At 59.3% G+C, this 18,909-nt stretch carries 12 protein-coding genes and 4 pseudogenes; 8 read left to right on the top strand and 8 right to left on the bottom strand.

The features are described 5' to 3' along the window. Positions 1-25 precede the first annotated feature (25 nt). Positions 26-1,402 (top strand): annotated as a pseudogene (istA, locus tag ACE10W_RS04710) (IS21-like element ISFK1 family transposase); the annotation flags it as partial. Between the two features lie 8 nt (positions 1,403-1,410). Further along, positions 1,411-2,115 (top strand): IS21-like element ISFK1 family helper ATPase IstB, encoded by a 705-nt coding sequence (gene istB, locus ACE10W_RS04705; RefSeq protein ID WP_038952402.1) that lies wholly within the window; start codon positions 1,411-1,413, stop codon positions 2,113-2,115. Between the two features lie 30 nt (positions 2,116-2,145). On the opposite strand, the pseudogene ACE10W_RS04700 reads toward istB, so the two are convergent. Both ACE10W_RS04700 and ACE10W_RS04695 read right to left on the bottom strand, forming a co-directional pair. After that, a pseudogene (locus ACE10W_RS04700) lies at positions 2,146-2,719 on the bottom strand (transposase). A 136-nt stretch (positions 2,720-2,855) separates the two neighbouring features. Next, a complete protein-coding gene (locus ACE10W_RS04695; RefSeq protein ID WP_026312792.1) occupies positions 2,856-3,344 on the bottom strand; it encodes a hypothetical protein in 489 nt (162 codons plus the stop codon). A 505-nt stretch (positions 3,345-3,849) separates the two neighbouring features. On the opposite strand from ACE10W_RS04695, the pseudogene ACE10W_RS04690 reads away from it, so the two are divergent. Beyond that, positions 3,850-4,047, top strand: a pseudogene (locus tag ACE10W_RS04690) (transposase); the annotation flags it as partial. 954 nt (positions 4,048-5,001) lie between these two features. Here the strand turns inward: ACE10W_RS04690 and ACE10W_RS04685 are convergent. The 3 genes and pseudogenes from ACE10W_RS04685 to ACE10W_RS04675 form a co-directional block, all read right to left on the bottom strand. Then, a complete protein-coding gene (locus tag ACE10W_RS04685) occupies positions 5,002-5,217 on the bottom strand; it encodes a hypothetical protein (protein ID WP_018647863.1) in 216 nt (71 codons plus the stop codon). 589 nt (positions 5,218-5,806) lie between these two features. After that, positions 5,807-6,112: pseudogene (locus tag ACE10W_RS04680) on the bottom strand (HigA family addiction module antitoxin). A 51-nt stretch (positions 6,113-6,163) separates the two neighbouring features. Next, positions 6,164-6,463, bottom strand: coding sequence for a type II toxin-antitoxin system RelE/ParE family toxin (locus ACE10W_RS04675; RefSeq protein ID WP_014498049.1), 300 nt, complete (start codon positions 6,461-6,463; stop codon positions 6,164-6,166). 463 nt (positions 6,464-6,926) lie between these two features. On the opposite strand from ACE10W_RS04675, the gene ACE10W_RS04670 reads away from it, so the two are divergent. Then, positions 6,927-7,235, top strand: coding sequence for a hypothetical protein (locus ACE10W_RS04670; protein WP_244437128.1), 309 nt, complete (start codon positions 6,927-6,929; stop codon positions 7,233-7,235). A gap of 17 nt (positions 7,236-7,252) precedes the next feature. Here the strand turns inward: ACE10W_RS04670 and ACE10W_RS04665 are convergent, their stop codons facing one another. Continuing rightward, entirely contained in the window at positions 7,253-7,663 is a 411-nt protein-coding gene (locus ACE10W_RS04665; protein ID WP_011084450.1) for a tyrosine-type recombinase/integrase, read from the bottom strand. Between the two features lie 376 nt (positions 7,664-8,039). Between ACE10W_RS04665 and ACE10W_RS04660 the strand changes: the two genes are divergently transcribed. Together ACE10W_RS04660 and ACE10W_RS04655 are read left to right on the top strand one after the other, a co-directional pair. After that, entirely contained in the window at positions 8,040-8,396 is a 357-nt protein-coding gene (locus ACE10W_RS04660) for a hypothetical protein (protein ID WP_014498051.1), read from the top strand. Positions 8,397-9,235: 839 nt separating this feature from the next. Beyond that, entirely contained in the window at positions 9,236-9,469 is a 234-nt protein-coding gene (locus ACE10W_RS04655) for a cold-shock protein (protein WP_018647867.1), read from the top strand. Between the two features lie 320 nt (positions 9,470-9,789). On the opposite strand, the gene glmS is transcribed toward ACE10W_RS04655, so the two are convergent. Beyond that, the gene (glmS, locus tag ACE10W_RS04650; RefSeq protein ID WP_011084447.1) at positions 9,790-11,616 is read right to left on the bottom strand and encodes a glutamine--fructose-6-phosphate transaminase (isomerizing); all 1,827 of its coding nucleotides are present in this window, start codon (positions 11,614-11,616) and stop codon (positions 9,790-9,792) included. A gap of 1,332 nt (positions 11,617-12,948) precedes the next feature. On the opposite strand from glmS, the gene gmd reads away from it, so the two are divergent. Together gmd and ACE10W_RS04640 are read left to right on the top strand one after the other, a co-directional pair. Then, entirely contained in the window at positions 12,949-14,034 is a 1,086-nt protein-coding gene (gene gmd, locus ACE10W_RS04645; RefSeq protein WP_014498053.1) for a GDP-mannose 4,6-dehydratase, read from the top strand. Beyond that, positions 14,006-15,013 carry a GDP-L-fucose synthase gene (locus tag ACE10W_RS04640; protein WP_011084445.1) on the top strand — a complete coding sequence of 336 codons (1,008 nt, stop codon included), beginning with the start codon at positions 14,006-14,008 and terminating at the stop codon, positions 15,011-15,013. Before gmd ends, ACE10W_RS04640 begins: the two co-directional genes overlap by 29 nt. Before the next feature lie 274 nt (positions 15,014-15,287). Here the strand turns inward: ACE10W_RS04640 and ACE10W_RS04635 are convergent, their stop codons facing one another. Next, positions 15,288-18,404 (bottom strand): efflux RND transporter permease subunit, encoded by a 3,117-nt coding sequence (locus ACE10W_RS04635; protein ID WP_011084444.1) that lies wholly within the window; start codon positions 18,402-18,404, stop codon positions 15,288-15,290. Between the last annotated feature and the right edge of the window lie 505 nt (positions 18,405-18,909).

The raw sequence follows: 18,909 nt of genomic DNA, 5'->3' as shown, positions 1-18,909 counted from the left end.
ACCTCGTGGTTAACGAGGAAGTCCAATGCCTACCCAGAGATTGTCGATGCGCCGGATCAAGGAAGTCCTTCGGTTAAAACATTTTCAAGGCCTGCCAGAGCGGGCCATCGCGCGGAGCGTGGGCGTCAGCAACGGCGTTGTGCACAGCTACCTGAGCCGCGCCCGCTCTGCTGGGTTGAGCTGGCCGCTTCCGGAGGGAATGACCGATGAAGACCTGGAGCTTTTGCTTTTCCCGGCCCCACGACCAGCGTCTCAGAGCCCGCAGCGGCCGGTGCCCGACTGGAGCTACATCGATAAAGAGCTCCGCCGGCGCAACGTAACCCGTCGCCTGCTCTGGGAGGAGTATCGCGCCGTTAATCCCGACGGTTTCGGGTACACGTGGTTCTGCACTACCTACGAGGCCTGGAAGGGGCGGGTCCGACCTTCGATGCGGCAGATTCATCTGGGCGGCGAGAAGGTGTTCGTGGATTTCGCCGGCGACACCATCGACATCGTCGATCCCCTGACCGGGGAAGTGCAGCCGATGAAGCTGTTCGTCGCGGCGATGGGCGCTTCGAACTACACCTACGCCGAGGCCTGCCCCAGCGAGAGCTTGGCCGACTGGATCCGGGCCCACGTCAACTTGTTCACGTTTTTGAGCGGAACGGCGACGTTCGTGGTCTGCGACAACCTCAAAGCCGCCGTCAGCAACCCCGACCGCTACGATCCCGGCCTCAATCGCACTTATGCCGAGATGGCGAGCCATTACGGCACGGCCATTCTCGCCGCACGGCCGCGGCGCCCAAAAGACAAGGCGAAGGTCGAGGTCGCGGTGCAAATCGCCCAGCGCTGGATTCTGGCCCGGCTGCGCAATCAGCGCTTCTTTTCCCGGGCCGAGCTCAACGCCGCCATCAAGACACTCGTCGACGAACTCAATGCTCGTCAAATGCGTGGCTTCGGCTCAAGCCGCGCCGAACTGTTTGCCGAACTCGACAAACCCAAGCTAACCCCGCTGCCAGATCAGCCTTATGCCTTCGCACGCTGGAAGCGCTGCCGCCTCGCTCCCGATTATCATGTCGAGGTCGACGGCCATTGGTACTCCGCGCCGTATCGTCTGATTGGCGAGCTGGTCGATGCCCGTATCGACGATCGGACGGTCGAGATCTTCCACAAGGGCCAGCGGATCGCCAGCCATGCCCGCGCGCCCAACCGACGCGGACACACCACCATCGCCGACCACATGCCCAGCGCCCATCGCCGCTACGGCGAATAGACCCCCGCCGCGGTGATCGCCGCCGGCGAGCGGATCGGTCCTTCGACAGCAGCGTTTTTCCAGGCCGTGATCGACGCCCGGCCCCATCCAGAACAAGGCTTTCGAACCTGCCTTGGCATTCTGGCGCTCGTCAAAAGCTACGGCGCCGACTGACCGGAATGGCCAAGGCCTTCGAGGAGCAGCGCCGATCGCCCGATCTCGAAGCCCTGCCGTTCGAAGATCGCATCGGCCTGTTGGTCGACCGCGAAGCCGCCGAACGCGACACCAGGCGGCTCACCACGCGCCTCAAGATCGCCGCACTGCGCCAGACTGCTTGCGTCGAGGACGTCGATCTGCGCACCCCGCGGGGCATCGACCGCGCCGTTTTCGCCAAACTCGTCGAAGGTCGCTGGATCGATCGCCACGAGAATTTGCTCGTCACCGGGGCAACCGGCCTGGGCAAAAGTTGGTTAGCCTGCGCGCTCGGCCACAAGGCCTGCCGCGACAACCGATCAGTCCTCTATCATCGCGTTCCAAGGCTGTTCGAGGCGCTCGCGCGCGGAGACGGACGCTACGCCCGGCTCCTCAAAAGCCTCGGCCGCGCTCAGCTTCTGATTTTGGATGATTGGGGACTATCGGTGCTCACCGCCGCGGAACGCCGCGATCTGCTCGAAATCCTCGAGGACCGACATGGCCGCGCATCCACCATCGTCACAAGTCAGCTCCCCGTGGACACCTGGCATGGAGCCATTGGGGACCCCACGGTCGCCGACGCCATTCTCGATCGCCTCGTCCACAACGCCCACCGCCTCCAGCTCACCGGAGAAAGCATGCGAAAACGCAGCGCCAAAACCATCACCCTTGACGGCCAACCAGAACACTGACTCTATCTCCCATCGGCCGTAGCGGGCTGCTCACGATCGTCTGAATTCAGTGCTCACGATCGCGCGAAATCGATGCTCACGATCCGTGAAATCCGCAGTCTGCAGCAGTGTTGCGATGGTCGCCCAGGTTCGTCCGCCGCCGTCGCTGCCCGCGAACAGGCTATTCTTTCTTGTAATTGTCTGCGGTCTGATGGCGCGCTCGACGATGTTGGAGTCGAGCTCGATGCGGCCGTCGAGCAGGAAGCGTTCGAAGATGGCACGGCGCGAGACAGCATAGCGGATCGCCTCGGCAGTTTGATTTGCCGGAGATCCGCCGCAAGGTCTGCTGCCAGAGATCGAAGAGATCTGCGACGACAGCCGCGGAGGCTTGCTGGCGCGCGGCAACGCGGGCGTCGGGGCTTTGACCGCGCACGGTCTTCTCGACCTGCCAGAGCTTCGCCATCCGCTCGAGCGTCGCCGTTGCCACTTCCGAGCTCCCTGCAACATGCAGCTCATAGAACTTGCGCCGGCTGTGTGACCAGCAGCCGGCCAACGTGATGCCATCATCGCCGCGATCGGATCGCGCGAGCTTGTTATAGGCGGCGTAGCCATCCACTTGGAGGATGCCGCGATAGCCATTGAGATGCCGGACGGCGCATTCGCCGGCGCGGCTAGGTGAACTCGCCTTGCTGGTCCTAGGCGCTACAGCGAAATCTGGCCATCTTAGCGCTCCTGCTGCGGCGAGGGCGGCGGCACCTCGGTCAAAGTGTCGGCGTCGCGGTCGTAAGCGCGTAGTAAACGCTGGCCTGGCCTCGCCGGCGGCGCAGCCGGCGGACGTTGTCGAAGCCCTGCCCCAAGTGGGGCGGCACTGGATCGCCGGCCGCGTGCTCTGCGCAGCGGGTTTCGAGCCACCCTTTGTTGGCATGCAGCCGGCCTTCCGCGCCGCAAATCTCGCAGGTGCAGGCGGAGCGGGCGACGGCCAGGTCAACTGCATGGCCGATCGCGGACTCGGTGGACTTCGAGGCTTCGGTGTCCCAGTCGACGAGCAGGATGCCCATCTTCTGCTTGATGCGGACGAATTCGAAGGTCTCGCCGTCGCGGAGCGCGACTTCGATCCTGCGACAGAGCCGGACCAGGATATCCTGCCACCCTCGCTCGCAGTGCGGGTAGCCGAACGAGCGACTAGGCTCCTCGGCCGTCGTGAGGAACAGACGCGGGTGCCACAGCATGAGGTCGCGGCGCCAATCCATGTCATTACTTCCCCATCTCATTACTCCCGACCTCCAGGCTGGAGGGGCGATATCGACAAGAACATCGTTCGCGCGATCGTACCGCCTGCAGGTGACCTTATGACCGACGACGCGCTGCAGAATGCAGATGTTCTCCAGCCCCGGACACCTCTCGACGGCCGTGCCCTGGGCATGAGTCTCGCAGCGGATGCCATCCCCCTCCGAGCTCGATCTCGATGGTGAGGTCCGCAGCAGGTGAGCGCGCGCGGAGAATCGCGATGCACATGGCGCAGATGGGCGCGGGCCGCGCCGATACGCCGGTGGAGGGGGCGCCGCTCGATCGAGTTCGACCCGCGTGACCTCGGGATACTCGAGCCCATCACGGAGGCGGCCGCCAGCTACTAACTCGAGCTCTCGGCTCTGGAATAACATCGGCCTGCCCGCACTTCGTGCTCCCGGTGCCGCTGTCCCGATGGTCGCACCATACTCCACGATGTAGAACACCGCAGCGGGAACGTTGGCACCGAGACATCTCACCAATTTGCTCGATCGCCTCAACGAGGAGATCAGGCGGCGAACCTATGTCGTGCGAATCCTCCCCAATGCCGAGAGCTGTTTAAGGCTGGTACGGGCGCTGACCGTCGAGCGCCATGAGGCCTGGCTCGAGGACCATCGCCATCTAAACATGGATCTGCCGAAGGAGCACAAGGAGGCGCTACGCCGGCGGCCTGACGATGCTCAGGCCCACCAAGGGGGTGCACGCCCCCCTCTCCGCCGCCGTCGCTCGCCAGGGCTACGCTTTTGCGCAAGCGAGCGACGGCGGCTCCGAGGGGATGGCTCGGCCGGATCCCATAATCGATTTTGCTGAACTTGACGCACAGAACTGCCGATCCGGGCCGTCGTCGTGGTGCGGCTGCCGCTGATCGTAAGCGAGCCGAACGCCTTTCGTCTGCGGCCTGAACGTCTTTATTGTCTCCACGGCAAGCGGCCCCGTGGGCCGCTTTTCGTTTTGTGAATGGGCGCGCAGTCTCGTCAGCTTTCAGTAAGCTAGTCCCAATAATTGGTTGTTGGGTTTAGCGGGGGTGGCACGGACATTGCTGGGGTTTCCAGAGCAGTGGGGTGGAGTGTCACCTTCCGCTAAACTCACCAGCAGTGCGGATGCGGCAGGTGCTTCAACTCAGCCCCCCTGGTCGGTCGGCACCGTGTCGCGCCCACTGCTTCTAAATCACGGGCCATTCCCGGTTCTGTAAGTTACGCTCGTTCTGCGAGCGATGACCTCCCGGTCAGCTTCTTCCGCTGCTTTGAGGCTGGCCGTGTGGGGGTTAGCGGCGCGTGGCAGGGACAGCGCTTCCCCTGTGTATGCGTGGGGGTTACTTGAGCGCCGAGTCACGTGACCGCTAACTATCGGCAGTGCGGGCGGGGCAGGGACAGCGTCCGCTCCGGCGCAACCGAACGGCGCCGAGTCTCACCCGCACTGCCTGCGATCTGAGGCTGATCCCCGAGCCCCGCGAGGCTGCAACCCCGGTTCTGGTAGTTGTGCCACGGCTTTTTGCGATGAATGTATCCCACCGTCAGCTTCTTCCGCTGTTTGAGGCTGGCGCGTGGTAGGGAGAGCGCTTTTTCTCCAAGCGGGCGCCGAGCCACGTGGCCGCTAACGTTCCCGCTGTTTAGATCGCGGCTACCACCTTGTGCGGCCTGTCGACCCGGGACCGGTATGATCCTTTAAGCCATCGATCACCTTGAGCGCCACTTCGAGTTCATCTCGAAGATGCTTCGTAATCCGCAGTCCGCTCGCAAGCTCCTCGCGGCTGATTTCCGCGCCGTGGGCGACTTTTTGTTCTAGGTCGCGTATAGCGTGGTCGATCTTGTGCAGCGAGAACGTGCCAAGCATCATTTGGCTCCGTCCACGATTAAGGGTCGGTCATCCGGCCGCGCGGGTAGGACCCACAACGTAAAAATGCGTCCACTACATGGTTGAGTAAAGCGGGTGGCGTTGGGGGAAAATCTTTTCCCATCTCGCGTCTGAGCGCCTCGAATTCGGCTAAGGTCGAAAGAGGGCACTCCGCCACCGCGTCCATTTTTGAGCAGATAACTTCAACCCGGAATCGCCGAGCGGCCAGCTGCTCTTCAGTTCGCTGTGGCCCGTAGGTGTCTTCTGCCGGGGTATGGCTTGGCCTACGGGCGTAGTCCGTGAATGCTTGGATTGCCGCCCCCACATCGGTCCTAGGCACGGCGGTTACTCCTATGAGCGGAGCCAGCTCGAACAGTTGCGGGCCGAGCGCTTCAATATGACATGCACGCGGGGCGCGGCACCCCACCGGTACTGGTAGGTGCTCTCCAGTTCTTCTCCACCATACAATGGTAGCACCTTGGGGAATTTGAACCTCTCGGGCGTAAAGGTGGCCAGCCCCTGTCTTCGAGGACGGGCTGGCTACCATCGCTTGCGACACCGTTTGGGCGACCCCGCACCCGGACTCGTCGCCCTAAGCCGGTTCCAGCATCTTGATCTCGCTGACATCAACTTCGCGTCGGCGTGCCACGCATCGGGGGCTGCCTGCAAACGAAGCTAGATGGCCGGGCCGTTGCCGACCGGCTTTCCAATCCGGGCGGCCACGTTCGGACTGACCGGCTTCTTCTCCGCGAGGATGTCGTGCAGATGCTGCCTGGAATCCCAGCGCTTCTGCAATCTCGGTCTTAGACTTCCTGATGTACTGTAGAATTTCATCAAGGACGGCGCCCGGATGAGACGGGCAGCGGTTAGGATCGCGCTTAGCCTTCTGCTCTGCCATTGATGCTCTCCAGCATGTCGGAGCCCTCATGGCTTATTCGGTATTCTGCGTTCAGTGGTACTGTTCAAAGTCAACCTTGAATGCATCGCCTCCTTCAAACTCGAATGTGATGCACCACGGGCCATTGATGTGAATCGTGTAGCGCACGGACTTTCCGGCCAGCTTGTGGAAATCGTTGCCTGTCAGCTTCAGTTCGGAACTGTTGACGGCTTCGTTGAGCGTATCGAGACGAACTCCTATAGCGCGACAATCAGGATGAGAGCGCGATGCGCTTGTGCATTCTCTTGTCGACGCAGCCGGTTCGCCGCTAGTGGCGCGGCCATACTGCCTAAGATCACAACTGATCGCCAAGCGCTGGCTACGACCAATCCTGGTAGTTGTGATAGGGGCGTTCGCCGAATATGCATCCCGGTTAGCTTCTTCCGCTGCTTGGGCTGACCATGGTGAAGTTAGCGGTGAGTGGTAGGGACAGCGCTTCCTCGGTTCACGTCAAAGCGCCGAGTCACGTGCAGCTATCTACTGTGGGTCCGAATGGGCGGTGACAATCAACACTCGAAATCTTCGGCAGATCACAGCCCTGCGGTCGCAAGCGCTTGAGGTGCTTGCAGCCAATCAGGCCCGGGCCGCCGATCAGTCTTTGAGCCCGGCAGATCGCCAAGTCGCGACGTTTGATGCCGAGGAGGCTCAGGCAGTGTTGGGCATACTCGATAGCGTGAAACTCAACCTGGGCCGAAGGAGGCAGGCAAGATCGCTGCACGCATACGCGCTCTTCTAGAGGGCGTCTCGTGGGCGCTGGCGTGTTTGGTGCCTGATCATGATTCGGTTCCCCGTCAAACCAAAACTCAGATACTACAGTGGCGTGAACCGAAAGTTGCAGCGCAAAAAAAAGCGGGTTTATAACGCGGTTGCGCATCGCGCCGCCAATCACCTTAATACCCAGATCGCGAACAATGAGAGCGACACCCAGCAATATATGTTCGCTAACATCGCTTACGATATCGGCGCTTCGACGGATGACGTGCGATCTGCCCTTTCAAACGGCGGGTACAACGGCGTAACATTCATGGGCATTAGCGCAGAGGAGCGGACAGCACTGGCTCGATACAGACGAGAGGGGAGCTGAAGTGTCGCAGAAGTTTGCTAACCGGTGATTGTGATTAAATGCTTTTCAATCCGCTGGAATCGCTTCTCGCTTCTCTTCGAACATATGCCATCGCGCATAGACGCATGAACGATGGTCGCGGCTGTACGCCTGAGGTCATGGGGCGTAAAGGCTACCAGCTCATTGTCTTCCAACAAGCGCCGCACAGCCTGGCTCATACAGTGGCTCGCAAGCACCCCAACGCTTTCGAAGCGACTGGCAACGACGGGTCTGTTGCCTTGGTCCTCTCCCTTCTCTGGCTTGCCGATCTCCAAGGCCGCCTCGATCAACTTGACGGCAGTCGGGAAGAGCGGGACTGTGTGCTCCGCCTTCTTGTTCTTCGTCCGTACAGCGGGAATGATCCAGTGGGGCTTTTCCCCGTGTAGGCCGTGAAGCTCGGAACGCATCATGCTCGCGACTTCGCCCCGGCGCTGGGCTGTCAGCAATACGGACTTTCAGCGCCAAGCGCGTTCCATCCGTGATGCCCGCTTCCTCATCGTTGAGGATCGCAAAGAAGGCTTCAGTTCGTCGAGTGTTAGAACGCGGTCCTTCTCGACTTCCTTGCCACCAACTTTCTTCATGCCGTGCAGGAAATTCTCAGTCAAATCTCGCGGTCGTTCGCATACCCCGCAAATGGTGCGGATATCCGCTTAAGCAATCCCGATGAGCAAGTGCTACCAAATGAGATAGGTTCGACATGTTGCCGGTTGTGGTACTTTCCGAAGCTCTTGGTCGGATCTAGACCACGCAGCGAGCTGCGATCCTGTTTAGACGGAGAGACGTTGAATGACCGCGAGAGGTCCCGAATACGAGAAACGCGAACGGAAGACCCATCCAGAGCCCGAACGGGCCGCCCAGGCTTCAGCCTCTGAAGCGGGAGGCACCACGCACGATGTTGGAGAATCAGCGAGGGCTGCATCAAGCCATTCATTTGCGTCTCCGGAATGGAAAAAATCCCTCGAAGAGACAACAGACCTGTTCGCTGCGGCGTTGAAGGACGGGTCAAAGCTGGCTGCTTCCTCTCTGCACGCTCAGGTCAATCTTCTGAAGAATCTTGCCAATTCCAAAACTCCCTCGGACGTGATGAAGTGCCATCTGGATTTCGCGGAGCAGTTCTGGTCGAAATCGTTCAGCAAAGGCTGAGAGATAAGATCATTTAGAGCGGGCCGTCATCTGCGGCTAGCTGAGCAATTCGCCAAGCGTGAAATAGGGTCGATGGCGCTCTATTACCTCCGAGGTGAACGCACCTTTGGCAAGCCTGACAATCACCCCAGTCCAGCTTCGCTACTTGCTCGACTACCCATGCGAATGCTCCTCCTCGTGAGGCTCAGTGATTCTGAGATGGAGATGGTCGAGCTCGTGATTGCGTAGTTTTCGAGCCTCAATCGCGCACAGCGTGTTGGAGAACGGGTGCGCGTCCGAAGGGAGACGATCGATTAAAAGGCCCGCTTGCCTGCTGTTCAATACGCCAGCGAAATTTCTGTGTGCTTAGCAGGTCGGATGAATGCCGCCATCGCGTACAGGCCGGGCGTGCAAGAGAATGCGCTGGGCCGTGATGGGCAGCACGTTGTCGGGGCAATTTGGCGGCGCGAGCGTGAGCCTGCAGTCCGAAGTTCGGCGGGACCAACTGGGACGGACAGTGCCCCCGTCGGCCATCAGTTTTCAGACCAAAGCGAACACCTTGACCCTGTAGCCCGCCACGAAGCGCCTGCAGAATCTCCGATTCTCGATTCGGCACGACCCTTGCTCGGTCCTGGGCAGCATCACCGAGTCTCCAGATGCGGTAATGTTAGGGGCGGGCTCGTCGCTTCTAGCGCCTGGTCCGCCCCGCCGGTTTGCTGTGAGGCGAGGTGAGTCAGGATGTTCAAGTGGTGGCGCTCATCTTCGCTCGCGCTCGTCGCCGCCGAGTTAGGAACGGAAAGTGCACCCGCAGCTCCGGAGTAGTAGGCGGCGATATCGAGCCGCAAGACCGTGGAACAAACATGCGCACCGGAACAGTAGTGTCGTACAGCGTTGAAAAGGGCTGGGGGTTCATTCGGCCTGACTATGGCGACGGCAAGGATTTGTTCGTGCACATATCGGACCTTCGCGGCTGCGCAGGGGCTGATCTGGTGTCCGGCACGCGCGTGACTTTCGGTATTCGTTTCAATAAACAGCGCTCGAAGTACAGAGCCGTCGAAGTCAGGCTGCGCGCTCCGGGGCACGGCGACCAGTGAATCCGATTGATGGCGACCACCATTTCCGATCGATGACGACCACCTGTTCCGGTCGATGGCGACCAGGGCAACAGGGCTGTGGACGGGCGTGATGAACGCCGTCCCAGTCGTGCAACATCCCGGATCGCCCCTAGGCTAGTCGATTCTGCTATACGAGGCTGATGGCAGCATCAGCTAAGTTCACCAAAACCGCACGACAGCTACGAGCGACCCGGATTGGGAACTTGTCGGATTCCGTCCCCGCAGAACCTAGGCCACCAAACCCGCGCCGAATGGCTCGAGGCCGAGACCTCAATGCTTTGATACTAACTTCTCCAGCCTCATTCCACCGTGACCGATTTTGCAAGATTACGCGGCTGATCCACGTCCGCCCCCCTTGCGACCGCGGTATGGTAAGCCAAGAGCTGGACCGGAATGGCATAGACCAGCGGCGTAAAGCTTGCGACCATTGCCGGCAGCACGATGGTCAGGAGCGTGTCTACCATCGCTTCAGACGCACCCTTCGCATCGGTGATCAGGATGATCTTGCCGCCCCGAGCGGCCACCTCTTGCATGTTAGAGACGGTCTTCTCGAAGACCTCGTCGTAAGGCGCGATCACCACCACAGGCACAGCCTCATCGATCAGTGCGATCGGGCCGTGCTTGAGCTCGCCGGCGGCGTAGCCCTCTGAGTGGATATAGGAAATTTCCTTCAACTTGAGCGCGCCCTCCAAGGCCAAGGGGGCCGATGTGCCACGACCGAGATAGAGTACTGTCCTCGCGCCGGCGATATAACGCGCGAGCTTCTCAATCTGGGGCTCGACCAACAGGGCCGCAGCAATCAATCGCGGCACCTCAATGAGCTCGCGCACGAGCTGCGATTCATCGATTTCAGACAGCTTACCCCGCTCCTTAGCTGCTCTGACGGCAAGCACCCCCAATACCATCAGCTGGCAGATAAATGCCTTGGTGGAAGCGACGCCGATTTCTGGCCCTGCCAGGGTAGGCAAAACGGATTCGCTCTCGCGCGCAATCGTCGACGTCGGTACATTAACCACAGATATCGTATGCAAGCCCTTGCCCTTGGCGTATCGCAAGGCAGCTAATGTGTCAGCGGTTTCGCCCGATTGCGAGATGACTATTGCGAGATCGCCTCGGCGCAAAGGCGCCTCCCTGTAGCGGAATTCAGAGGCTACATCGACGTCGCAAGGCAAACGCGCGAGCCTCTCGAACCAGTATTTGGCGATGTGCCCAGCGTAGCTAGCCGTGCCGCACGCAGTAATTGAAATGCGCTGAATGCAATTAAAGTCGAAGGGCAACGCGAGCGGCAGGGCGACGCGTTTGGCCGCAACATCGAGATAATGCGCCAATGTCTTGCCGGCCACTGTCGGCTGCTCGTGAATTTCTTTGGCCATGAAGTGGCGGTAATTCGCTTTGTCCACAAGGAGCGCTGATACGCCAGATTTTGATGTTTCCCGCTGGACGATAGAGCCGTCTGCACCATAAATCACGCACGTTGCGCGCGTAAGCACGGCCCAGTCGCCGTCTTCAAGGTAGGTGACGGTGTCGGTCAAAGGTGCGAGCGCAATTGCGTCCGAGCCTAGATACACTTCGCCGCGACCATGTCCGATCGCGAGCGGCGAGCCCTTGCAAGCACCGATCAAAAGATCGTCGTTCGCTTTGAAAAGGAATGCCAACGCGAAGGCACCACGCAGTCGCGGCAGTGACGCCTGTACCGCATCCTGCGGCGAGTAGCCATTCTTGAGATAGGAATCGACGAGATGCGCCACTACCTCGGTGTCCGTCTCCGAGTTAAAGCCGGCTCCATTCCGCTCCAACTCGGCTCGCAGCTCGCGGAAATTCTCAATGATCCCGTTATGAACGACCGCGACATTCTCCGTCGCATGCGGATGAGCATTGCTTTCGGTCGGCTTTCCATGAGTCGCCCAGCGGGTGTGACCGATGCCAGCATGCCCCGACGGCGGACAATAGCGCAGCTGCTCCTCAAGGTTCCTCAGCTTACCTTCGGCGCGGCGGCGCTCGATCCGGACTCCTTCGAGAGTTGCGAGGCCCGCGGAATCGTAGCCACGATATTCCAATCGCCTGAGCGACGCGACCAACTTATCAACGACCGGACCACGGCCCAAAATGCCAACAATTCCACACATATCAATCCATGCAGCCCAGCTTCAAGAAGTCTGACGTTCCTCCAACAGGAGCACCGTCGCAAACTTCGTTTGCCCAAAGGTAACAGGTTTAGGTTCGGGATTTTCAGCGGGCGCCTTTATCACCGCCGCATTCTCTGGCCTCATTTAGATCTCCCGGCCATCATCGCTTCGCCCAGCTAGATTCCGCTTTTGGCTGGCCGATCGAAGAAACACTGCGATGCCATCGCCATTGGCGTGACTGCCTGAAGCAGAATCAGATGCGCTAGTGCGCCTGCACGGCGCATCCAAGTCCGCCCAAACAGGCTCGCTCGACGGCCTCACTAACTGTCGCCGGCGCAACAAGCCGCTGCCAAGATGTATCAAATAGTCTCGCTCCATAGATTGAGGGCATTCGAACAGAACGGAAAGCCAATTATCCTACGGTGAAGCAGGTTATCTTGCTTGGCTCACTCTCACCGAGGAGCCATTTCAGGACGCAGTTTGTGTTCTCAGAAGAAGCGAGAAGCGATGCCAGCTTGCCGGGCACGGTCAATATGGCAACAACTGAGTCCTCGCGTCTCACTAATCATTCTCCCGGGCGAGTGACGCTTCGTCTGGGCTTCGCTCCATTTCAGACAGAAAGATGAGATCTGCCCACGTTCCGCATAGTCCCTGCTCATCTCTTTGCGCAGCTGCTCCCGACTTGCTGGAAACACACTTGCGATGAGGGTTTAAGAGACTTTTCATGATTGGACAGAGGCAACTTATGCCCGGTCAAGTTAGAGGACTGGCATCAAAGCTCCATTGTACGAACGTAAGATTTCGATATCGAAACGTTACAAAGTCTATACCAACGTTTGCCTTTCTTTCTCATTCTGTTTTGCATCAGGCCGTCCATTGCCTACCCGCAATTAGCAAAGCGGCGCTGATTATGAGCCGCGAAGGCTACGTCTTCTAGTCGGAAGTCTCACCACGTCACTCTTCCGCGCCATGAGGGACCAAACGGAAAACATACCTGCGCGCGTGGAAAGATAAGGACCCCAGAAATATCGCGAGGAGGCAAAGCGCCCCCGAGCGCGTCTAACAGGGCCTACCATCCATCCCGCCTGCTTGGGATCGTCGCCGTTGCGAGGGTTCGCTCGACTTTCATCTTTGAAGCTCATGCGCCGGCATCATTCAGTCCACCTAAATCAATGTATATGGTGTGTTTTCCTGAGTCCGGTGTATGACTTGGCTTGCCGAGCGTATCCTTTAATTGCGATGGAGCGCGCATCCGCATATCGATCTTTTCGAGAAGCGGCTTCGCAATGATTTCTCAGAGTGCAGCTCTTTCCGGTGCAACTAAGGAAGACCATGACGGTTCGCAACTCAAAGGGGCGTGTCGCTCTCATCACCGGCGTGACCGGTCAGGACGGCGCCTATCTCGCCGAATATTTGCTGTCGCTCGGCTATGTCGTGCACGGCATCAAGCGGCGCTCGTCCTCGTTCAACACCGCGCGCGTCGATCACCTCTATCAGGACCCGCATGTCGGCAACGTTCCGTTCCTGATGCACTATGGCGACATGACGGATTCGACCAATCTGATCCGCCTGGTGCAGCAGATCCGGCCGACCGAGATCTACAATCTCGCAGCTCAAAGCCACGTCGCCGTCAGCTTCGAGAGCCCGGAATACACCGCCAATGCCGACGCCATCGGCGTGCTGCGCCTGTTGGAAGCGATCCGCATCCTCGGCATGGAGAAGGAGACGCGGTTCTACCAGGCCTCGACCTCCGAGCTCTACGGCCTGGTGCAGGAGATCCCGCAGAAGGAGACGACGCCGTTCTATCCGCGCTCGCCCTACGGCGTTGCCAAGCTCTACGGCTACTGGATCACGGTGAACTACCGCGAAGCCTACGGCATGTTCGCGTCGAACGGCATCCTGTTCAACCATGAGAGCCCGATCCGCGGCGAGACCTTCGTGACCCGCAAGATCACCCGCGGCGTCGCGCGTATCGAGGTCGGGCTGGAACAGACGCTCTATCTCGGCAATCTCGAAGCCAAGCGCGACTGGGGCCATGCCAGGGACTATGTCGAGGGCATGCACAAGATCCTGCAGGCCGACAAACCCGACGACTTCGTGCTCGCCACCGGCGAGATGCGCTCGGTGCGCGAGATGGTCGAGCTGTCCTTTGCCCATGTCGGCCGTCGCATCGCCTGGCGCGGCAAGGGCGTCGAGGAGACCGGCGTCGACGAGACGAGCGGCAAGATTGTGGTGAAGATCGATCCGACCTATTTCCGTCCGACCGAGGTCGATCTTCTCGTCGGCGACGCCAGCAAGGCGCGCGAGGTGCTCGGCTGGACGCCGAAGCGCAGCTTTGCCCAGCTCGTCGAGGAGATGATGACGAGCGATCTGGCGGAGACAAAACGGGATGCGGCCAGTGGCAAACGCACCGTTTGAGCTGAGGGGCAAGAGCGTCTACGTCGCCGGCCATCGCGGCATGGTCGGAGCCGCGCTGGTGCGCCGGCTGGCACGGGAGGAGGTGCGGCTCGTCACGGTCGACCGGCGCGAGGTCGATCTCTGCAACCAGGCCGCCGTGTTCGACTGGTTCGCCAGGACGCGGCCGCAAGTGATCTTCCTCGCCGCGGCCAAGGTCGGCGGCATCGTCGCCAACAACACGCTGCGCGCCGAGTTCATCTACGACAACATCGCGATTGCGGCGAACGTGATCCAGGCCGCGCATCAGAACGGCGCAGAGAAGCTAATGTTTCTGGGCTCGTCCTGCATCTATCCGAAGCTGGCGCCGCAGCCGCTGCGCGAGGATTCCGTGCTCACCGGTCCGCTGGAGCCGACCAACGAGCCCTATGCGATCGCCAAGATCGCCGGCATCAAGATGGCGGAGGCCTATCGCAGCCAGTATGGCAGCGACTTCATCAGCGTGATGCCGACCAATCTGTACGGCCCCGGCGACAATTATCACCCCGAGCTGAGCCACGTCGTCGCCGCGCTGATCCGCCGCTTCCACGAGGCGAAGGTTTCGGGAGCGAAGCGCGTCATCGTGTGGGGCACCGGCACGCCCCGGCGCGAGTTCCTCTATGTCGACGACATGGCGGATGCCTGCGTGCACCTGATGAAGACCTATTCGTCGCCGGAACCGGTCAATATCGGCACCGGCGAGGACATCACCATCGCCGATTTAGCACTGATGGTCGCGGCCGCCGTCGGCTTTCGCGGTGAAATCAGCTTGGATACGTCGCGCCCGGACGGAACGCCGCGCAAGCTGCTGGATGTTAGTCGGCTGTCCAGACTCGGCTGGCGAGCCACCACCTCGCTCACGGAAGGCATTCAGCTGGCATACCGGGTGTTTTGCGCTGAGAGAGACGGACGGCTCCAGAGTGATCTGCTCGTTCTCGACAAGGCAGCCTGCATCACCGGCTAGATCATATCGAGCAATGTTCCGAAGGGGCTGAGCCTTGCGATGATCTGTCAGCCCTCCTTTTTGATCAAGAGAGCACCGATTCTCCTTTGGTCGAGCTTGGGCGTCAGGTCTCCGTGAATACCCGGCGCCGCTTAAACCTGGGGCGGCAGCAGCGGATCTCCGACTGTTAACCGCCGAAAAGATGCGCCCAGTTTGGCACCAAGCACGCGAAGTTCTCGATGTGTAAAGAACCGTGAAGTGGTCCTAAGCTCCTTCGCGCGTCACACTAGCAAACCTAGATGATTTGATGGTCATGCTTTGTTACCTCGGCATCAGCAGCGCTGGTGAAGTCGCGCTCGGCGAGGTTCGCGCGGACGACACCCCCATTACCACGGTGATCGGACGCGATCGCGACATAGACCGCCGGGAGCACGAATAGCGTGATCAGCGTGCCCGCAGACATGCCAGCGGCGAGAACGAGTCCGATCGAGAACCGGCTCGCGGCGCCAGCTCCGGTTGCCGTCAACAAGGGTATGAAGCCCGTGACCATTGCCGCCGTGGTCATCAAGATTGGGCGCAGTCGGACACGCGCCGCCATCTCTATAGCCGAGCGACGGTCAAATCTCTCCTTGAACTGCAGCTCATTGGCGAACTCAACCATTAGGATGCCGTGCTTTGAAATCAACCCGACCAGTGTCAACAGTCCAACCTGGGTGTAGATGTTCATGGTCGCCCAGCCGAGGAACGGCGGAATCAAGGCGCCGACCATTGCCATCGGCACGCTGATCATGATGATGAGCGGATCGCGCAGACTTTCGAACTGCGCCGAAAGCACTAAGAATATGATGATGAGGGCAAATGCGAAGGTAATCGCCAATTGATTACCCTCGTGCACGTACTGGCGGGCGTCGGCCAGGAAGTCGTAACTGAAGCCCGGGGGCAGTTTCTTCGCCTCGGCTTCTAGGAAATCCACGGCCTGTTCGATCGTGACGCCGGGCATCGGCACGGCCTGAAAGGTCGCGCAGTTGAGCTGGTTGTAGTGGGTGAGCGCATTCGGATCGGTCGCAGTCTCGGTGGAGACTACGGTAGACAGCGGAAGCATCGATCCCGTCGCAGTCTTCACATAATAGCTTCCGATTGATTGCGGCACTAGCCGTTCCTCTCGCGGCACCTGCGGGATCACCTCGTAGGAGCGGCCCTGCAGATTGAAGCGGTTGACGTAATTTCCCCCAAGTAAGGTGGCGAGCGCGTTACCGACGATCTGCATGGTGATGCCAAGCTCGTTAGCCTTCGATCGATCAACCTTGATTCGTACCACCGGCTGGTTGAACTCGAGGTCGGAGTCGCTCACCATGAAGAGGCCGCTCTTCTGCGCGGCATCCTTCAACTTTGACATCTGCTCGTGGATGGATTGAAAGCCAAGAGTCGAATTGATCACCATCTGGACTGGTAGGCCACCAGAACCGCCCGGCAGCGGAGGCAAGCTAAAGGCAAACGCGTTGATGCCTTCGATTTTGGATAGCTCGGCCTGAACAAGCGACTTTAGTACAATCGATGATCGCTTGCGTTCGTCCCAAGGCTTGAGCAACATGCCGGCCATGCCACTCTGCTGGCCGCCAATGCCATTGAACACGAAGCTCAAGTCAGTCTCTGGAACTTTTTTCAACGCGCTTTCAAGCTTGGTGCCATAATAGTCGAGGTAGTCGATATTGGCGTATTTCGGCGCCTTAGTTAGCGCGAATATGATACCTTGATCCTCCTCCGGCGCTAGTTCCTTGGAAATATGCATATAGAGAAAGCCGACAAGTCCCAACATGGTCAGCGCAAATAGGCCGGTAATTGGGCGATAGTCGAGCGAACGGTCGAGCTTGCGGCCGTACCATCGTGTTACGGCACTGAACCCGCGGTTCACAAGCCTTGCAAATCGTCCCCCCTTGGCGCGCCTCAGGAAGAGAGAGCACATCATGGGCGACAGCGTCAAAGCGACCACACCGGACACGATCACCGCTCCTGCCAGCGTGAACGCGAATTCGCGGAACAGGCCACCGGTGAGGCCGCCAAGGAATCCGATCGGGGCATATACCGCAGCCAAGGTAATCGTCATGGAGATAACCGGACCGACGATCTCGCGCGCGCCCCTTGTAGCAGCCTGTAGCGGAGCCGCTCCTTCTTCTAAATGGCGATGAATATTCTCCACCACCACGATTGCGTCGTCGACCACGAGGCCGATCGCGAGAACCATCGCAAGGAGCGTCAGGAGGTTGAATGAGAACCCCAGCGCCAGCATCATGCTGCAGACACCAACGAGAGACAACGGAATAGTAACCACAGGAATGATGACGGACCGCAGCGAGGCCAGGAAAAGAAAGATCACGACGACCACAACCACGACGGCCTCAATGAGCGTCTTCTTCACTTCGTCGATCGATGATTGAATAAACTTGGATGAGTCGTAGGCCACTTTCATCTTCAGCGGCGGCGGCAGGTTACGCTCCATTTCAGGAAACAGCGCCCGAACGCCTCGCACTATGTTTAGCGGATTGCCTTCCGGGCTCGCTTGCACGCCGACAAAGACCGCGTGGTCGCCGTTCATCGTGACGGTAGTGTCCGTCATCTGCGCGGCAAGTTCGACTACCGCAATGTCTTCCATGCGCACAAAGCCACCGTCATTCGCCTTGACAATCATACGCTTGAAATCGTCAACACTCCGCAAATCCGTATTTGCTGTGACATCGGAGATAGTGAAATAGCCCTTGGTCTGGCCTGCCGCAGCCTGGAAGTTGTTAGCTGCGATTGCAGCCGAAACTTCAGCCGGCGATATGCCATGCCCAGCCATTTTCGCAGGGTCTAGCCATAGCCGCATCGCAAAACTCTGGCCGCCTAGGATGTCAGCCGCTGAAACGCCGTCGACGGTTGAGATAACCGGTTGCACGACGCGCGCGAGGTAGTCGGTGATCGCACTGGCCGCTAGCTCATCGCTGGAGAAAGCGATATACATGACAGCATTCGTCTGACCGCTCGACTTCGTGACGACTGGATCGTTTGATTCCTTCGGGATCAGGTATTTGACTGAGTTGACCTTGGAGAGCACCTCCGTGAGCGCTTCGTTTGGATTGAAGTTCAGCTTGATGTAAACTAGAATAGTCGAGACACCAAGCATAGACGAGGAACTGATGTAGTCGACGCCTTCGGCGGACGCGACTGCTTGCTCCAGGGGAGTGGTGATGAACCCCTGGATCATGTCGGCCGAGGCGCCAGGATAGGCAGTCGTGATATTGATGACCGTATTGGTTAGCTTCGGATATTGCCGGATCGGCAGTAGGACCGCGGCGCGCAAGCCGATCAGCAAGATCAGGAAACTCACGACGATTGACAATACCGGACGTTTGATGAAAAGCGCGGTAAATGTCATGTCAACTCGTATTCGGGATTGGGATGTAAATCTGCCACCAACTTTAAGGCAATGGTCAGCAATGCGGCGACTGTGCTAGAGCCCCCGCTGTAGAGCTCGTGCCCTTTTTGCGTTTATCGGCGAAAGGCCCGACAAGAATAGTTGATTAGAACGCAACGACTTCTAGCCGGGCATTAGTTCAGGCTTCGCACTTCGACATCGGAATTACAAACGACCTGACCGGTACTCAACTCTACAAAGGTAAGTGAGTGATATAGCATCGGCTGCAAAGCACTATACCAAGGTTTATCGAGTTCGCCGCTGATCACCGTCGCAAGACTTGCGGAGTTGCTAAACACAAATTTTTAGCCCCGCATATTCAGTGCGCGCCCGCTATCGCTTCGCTAACTCGCCGAACAAAGCCGTCTCGGGGCTTGCCCTCTGCTGCCAGTTCGATATGCCTCTCGGAACAGTGCTTTGAGCGTTTCTGTCAGCTCAATAAGCTGCGCTCTGGCTTGTCCACGCC

The organism is Bradyrhizobium sp. B025, assembly GCF_042257955.1.
In the GTDB taxonomy this organism is placed as follows: Bacteria; Pseudomonadota; Alphaproteobacteria; order Rhizobiales; family Xanthobacteraceae; genus Bradyrhizobium; species Bradyrhizobium diazoefficiens.
The sequence above is the reverse complement of the archived record's forward strand: the minus strand, read 5'-3'. Positions and strand labels throughout refer to the sequence as shown.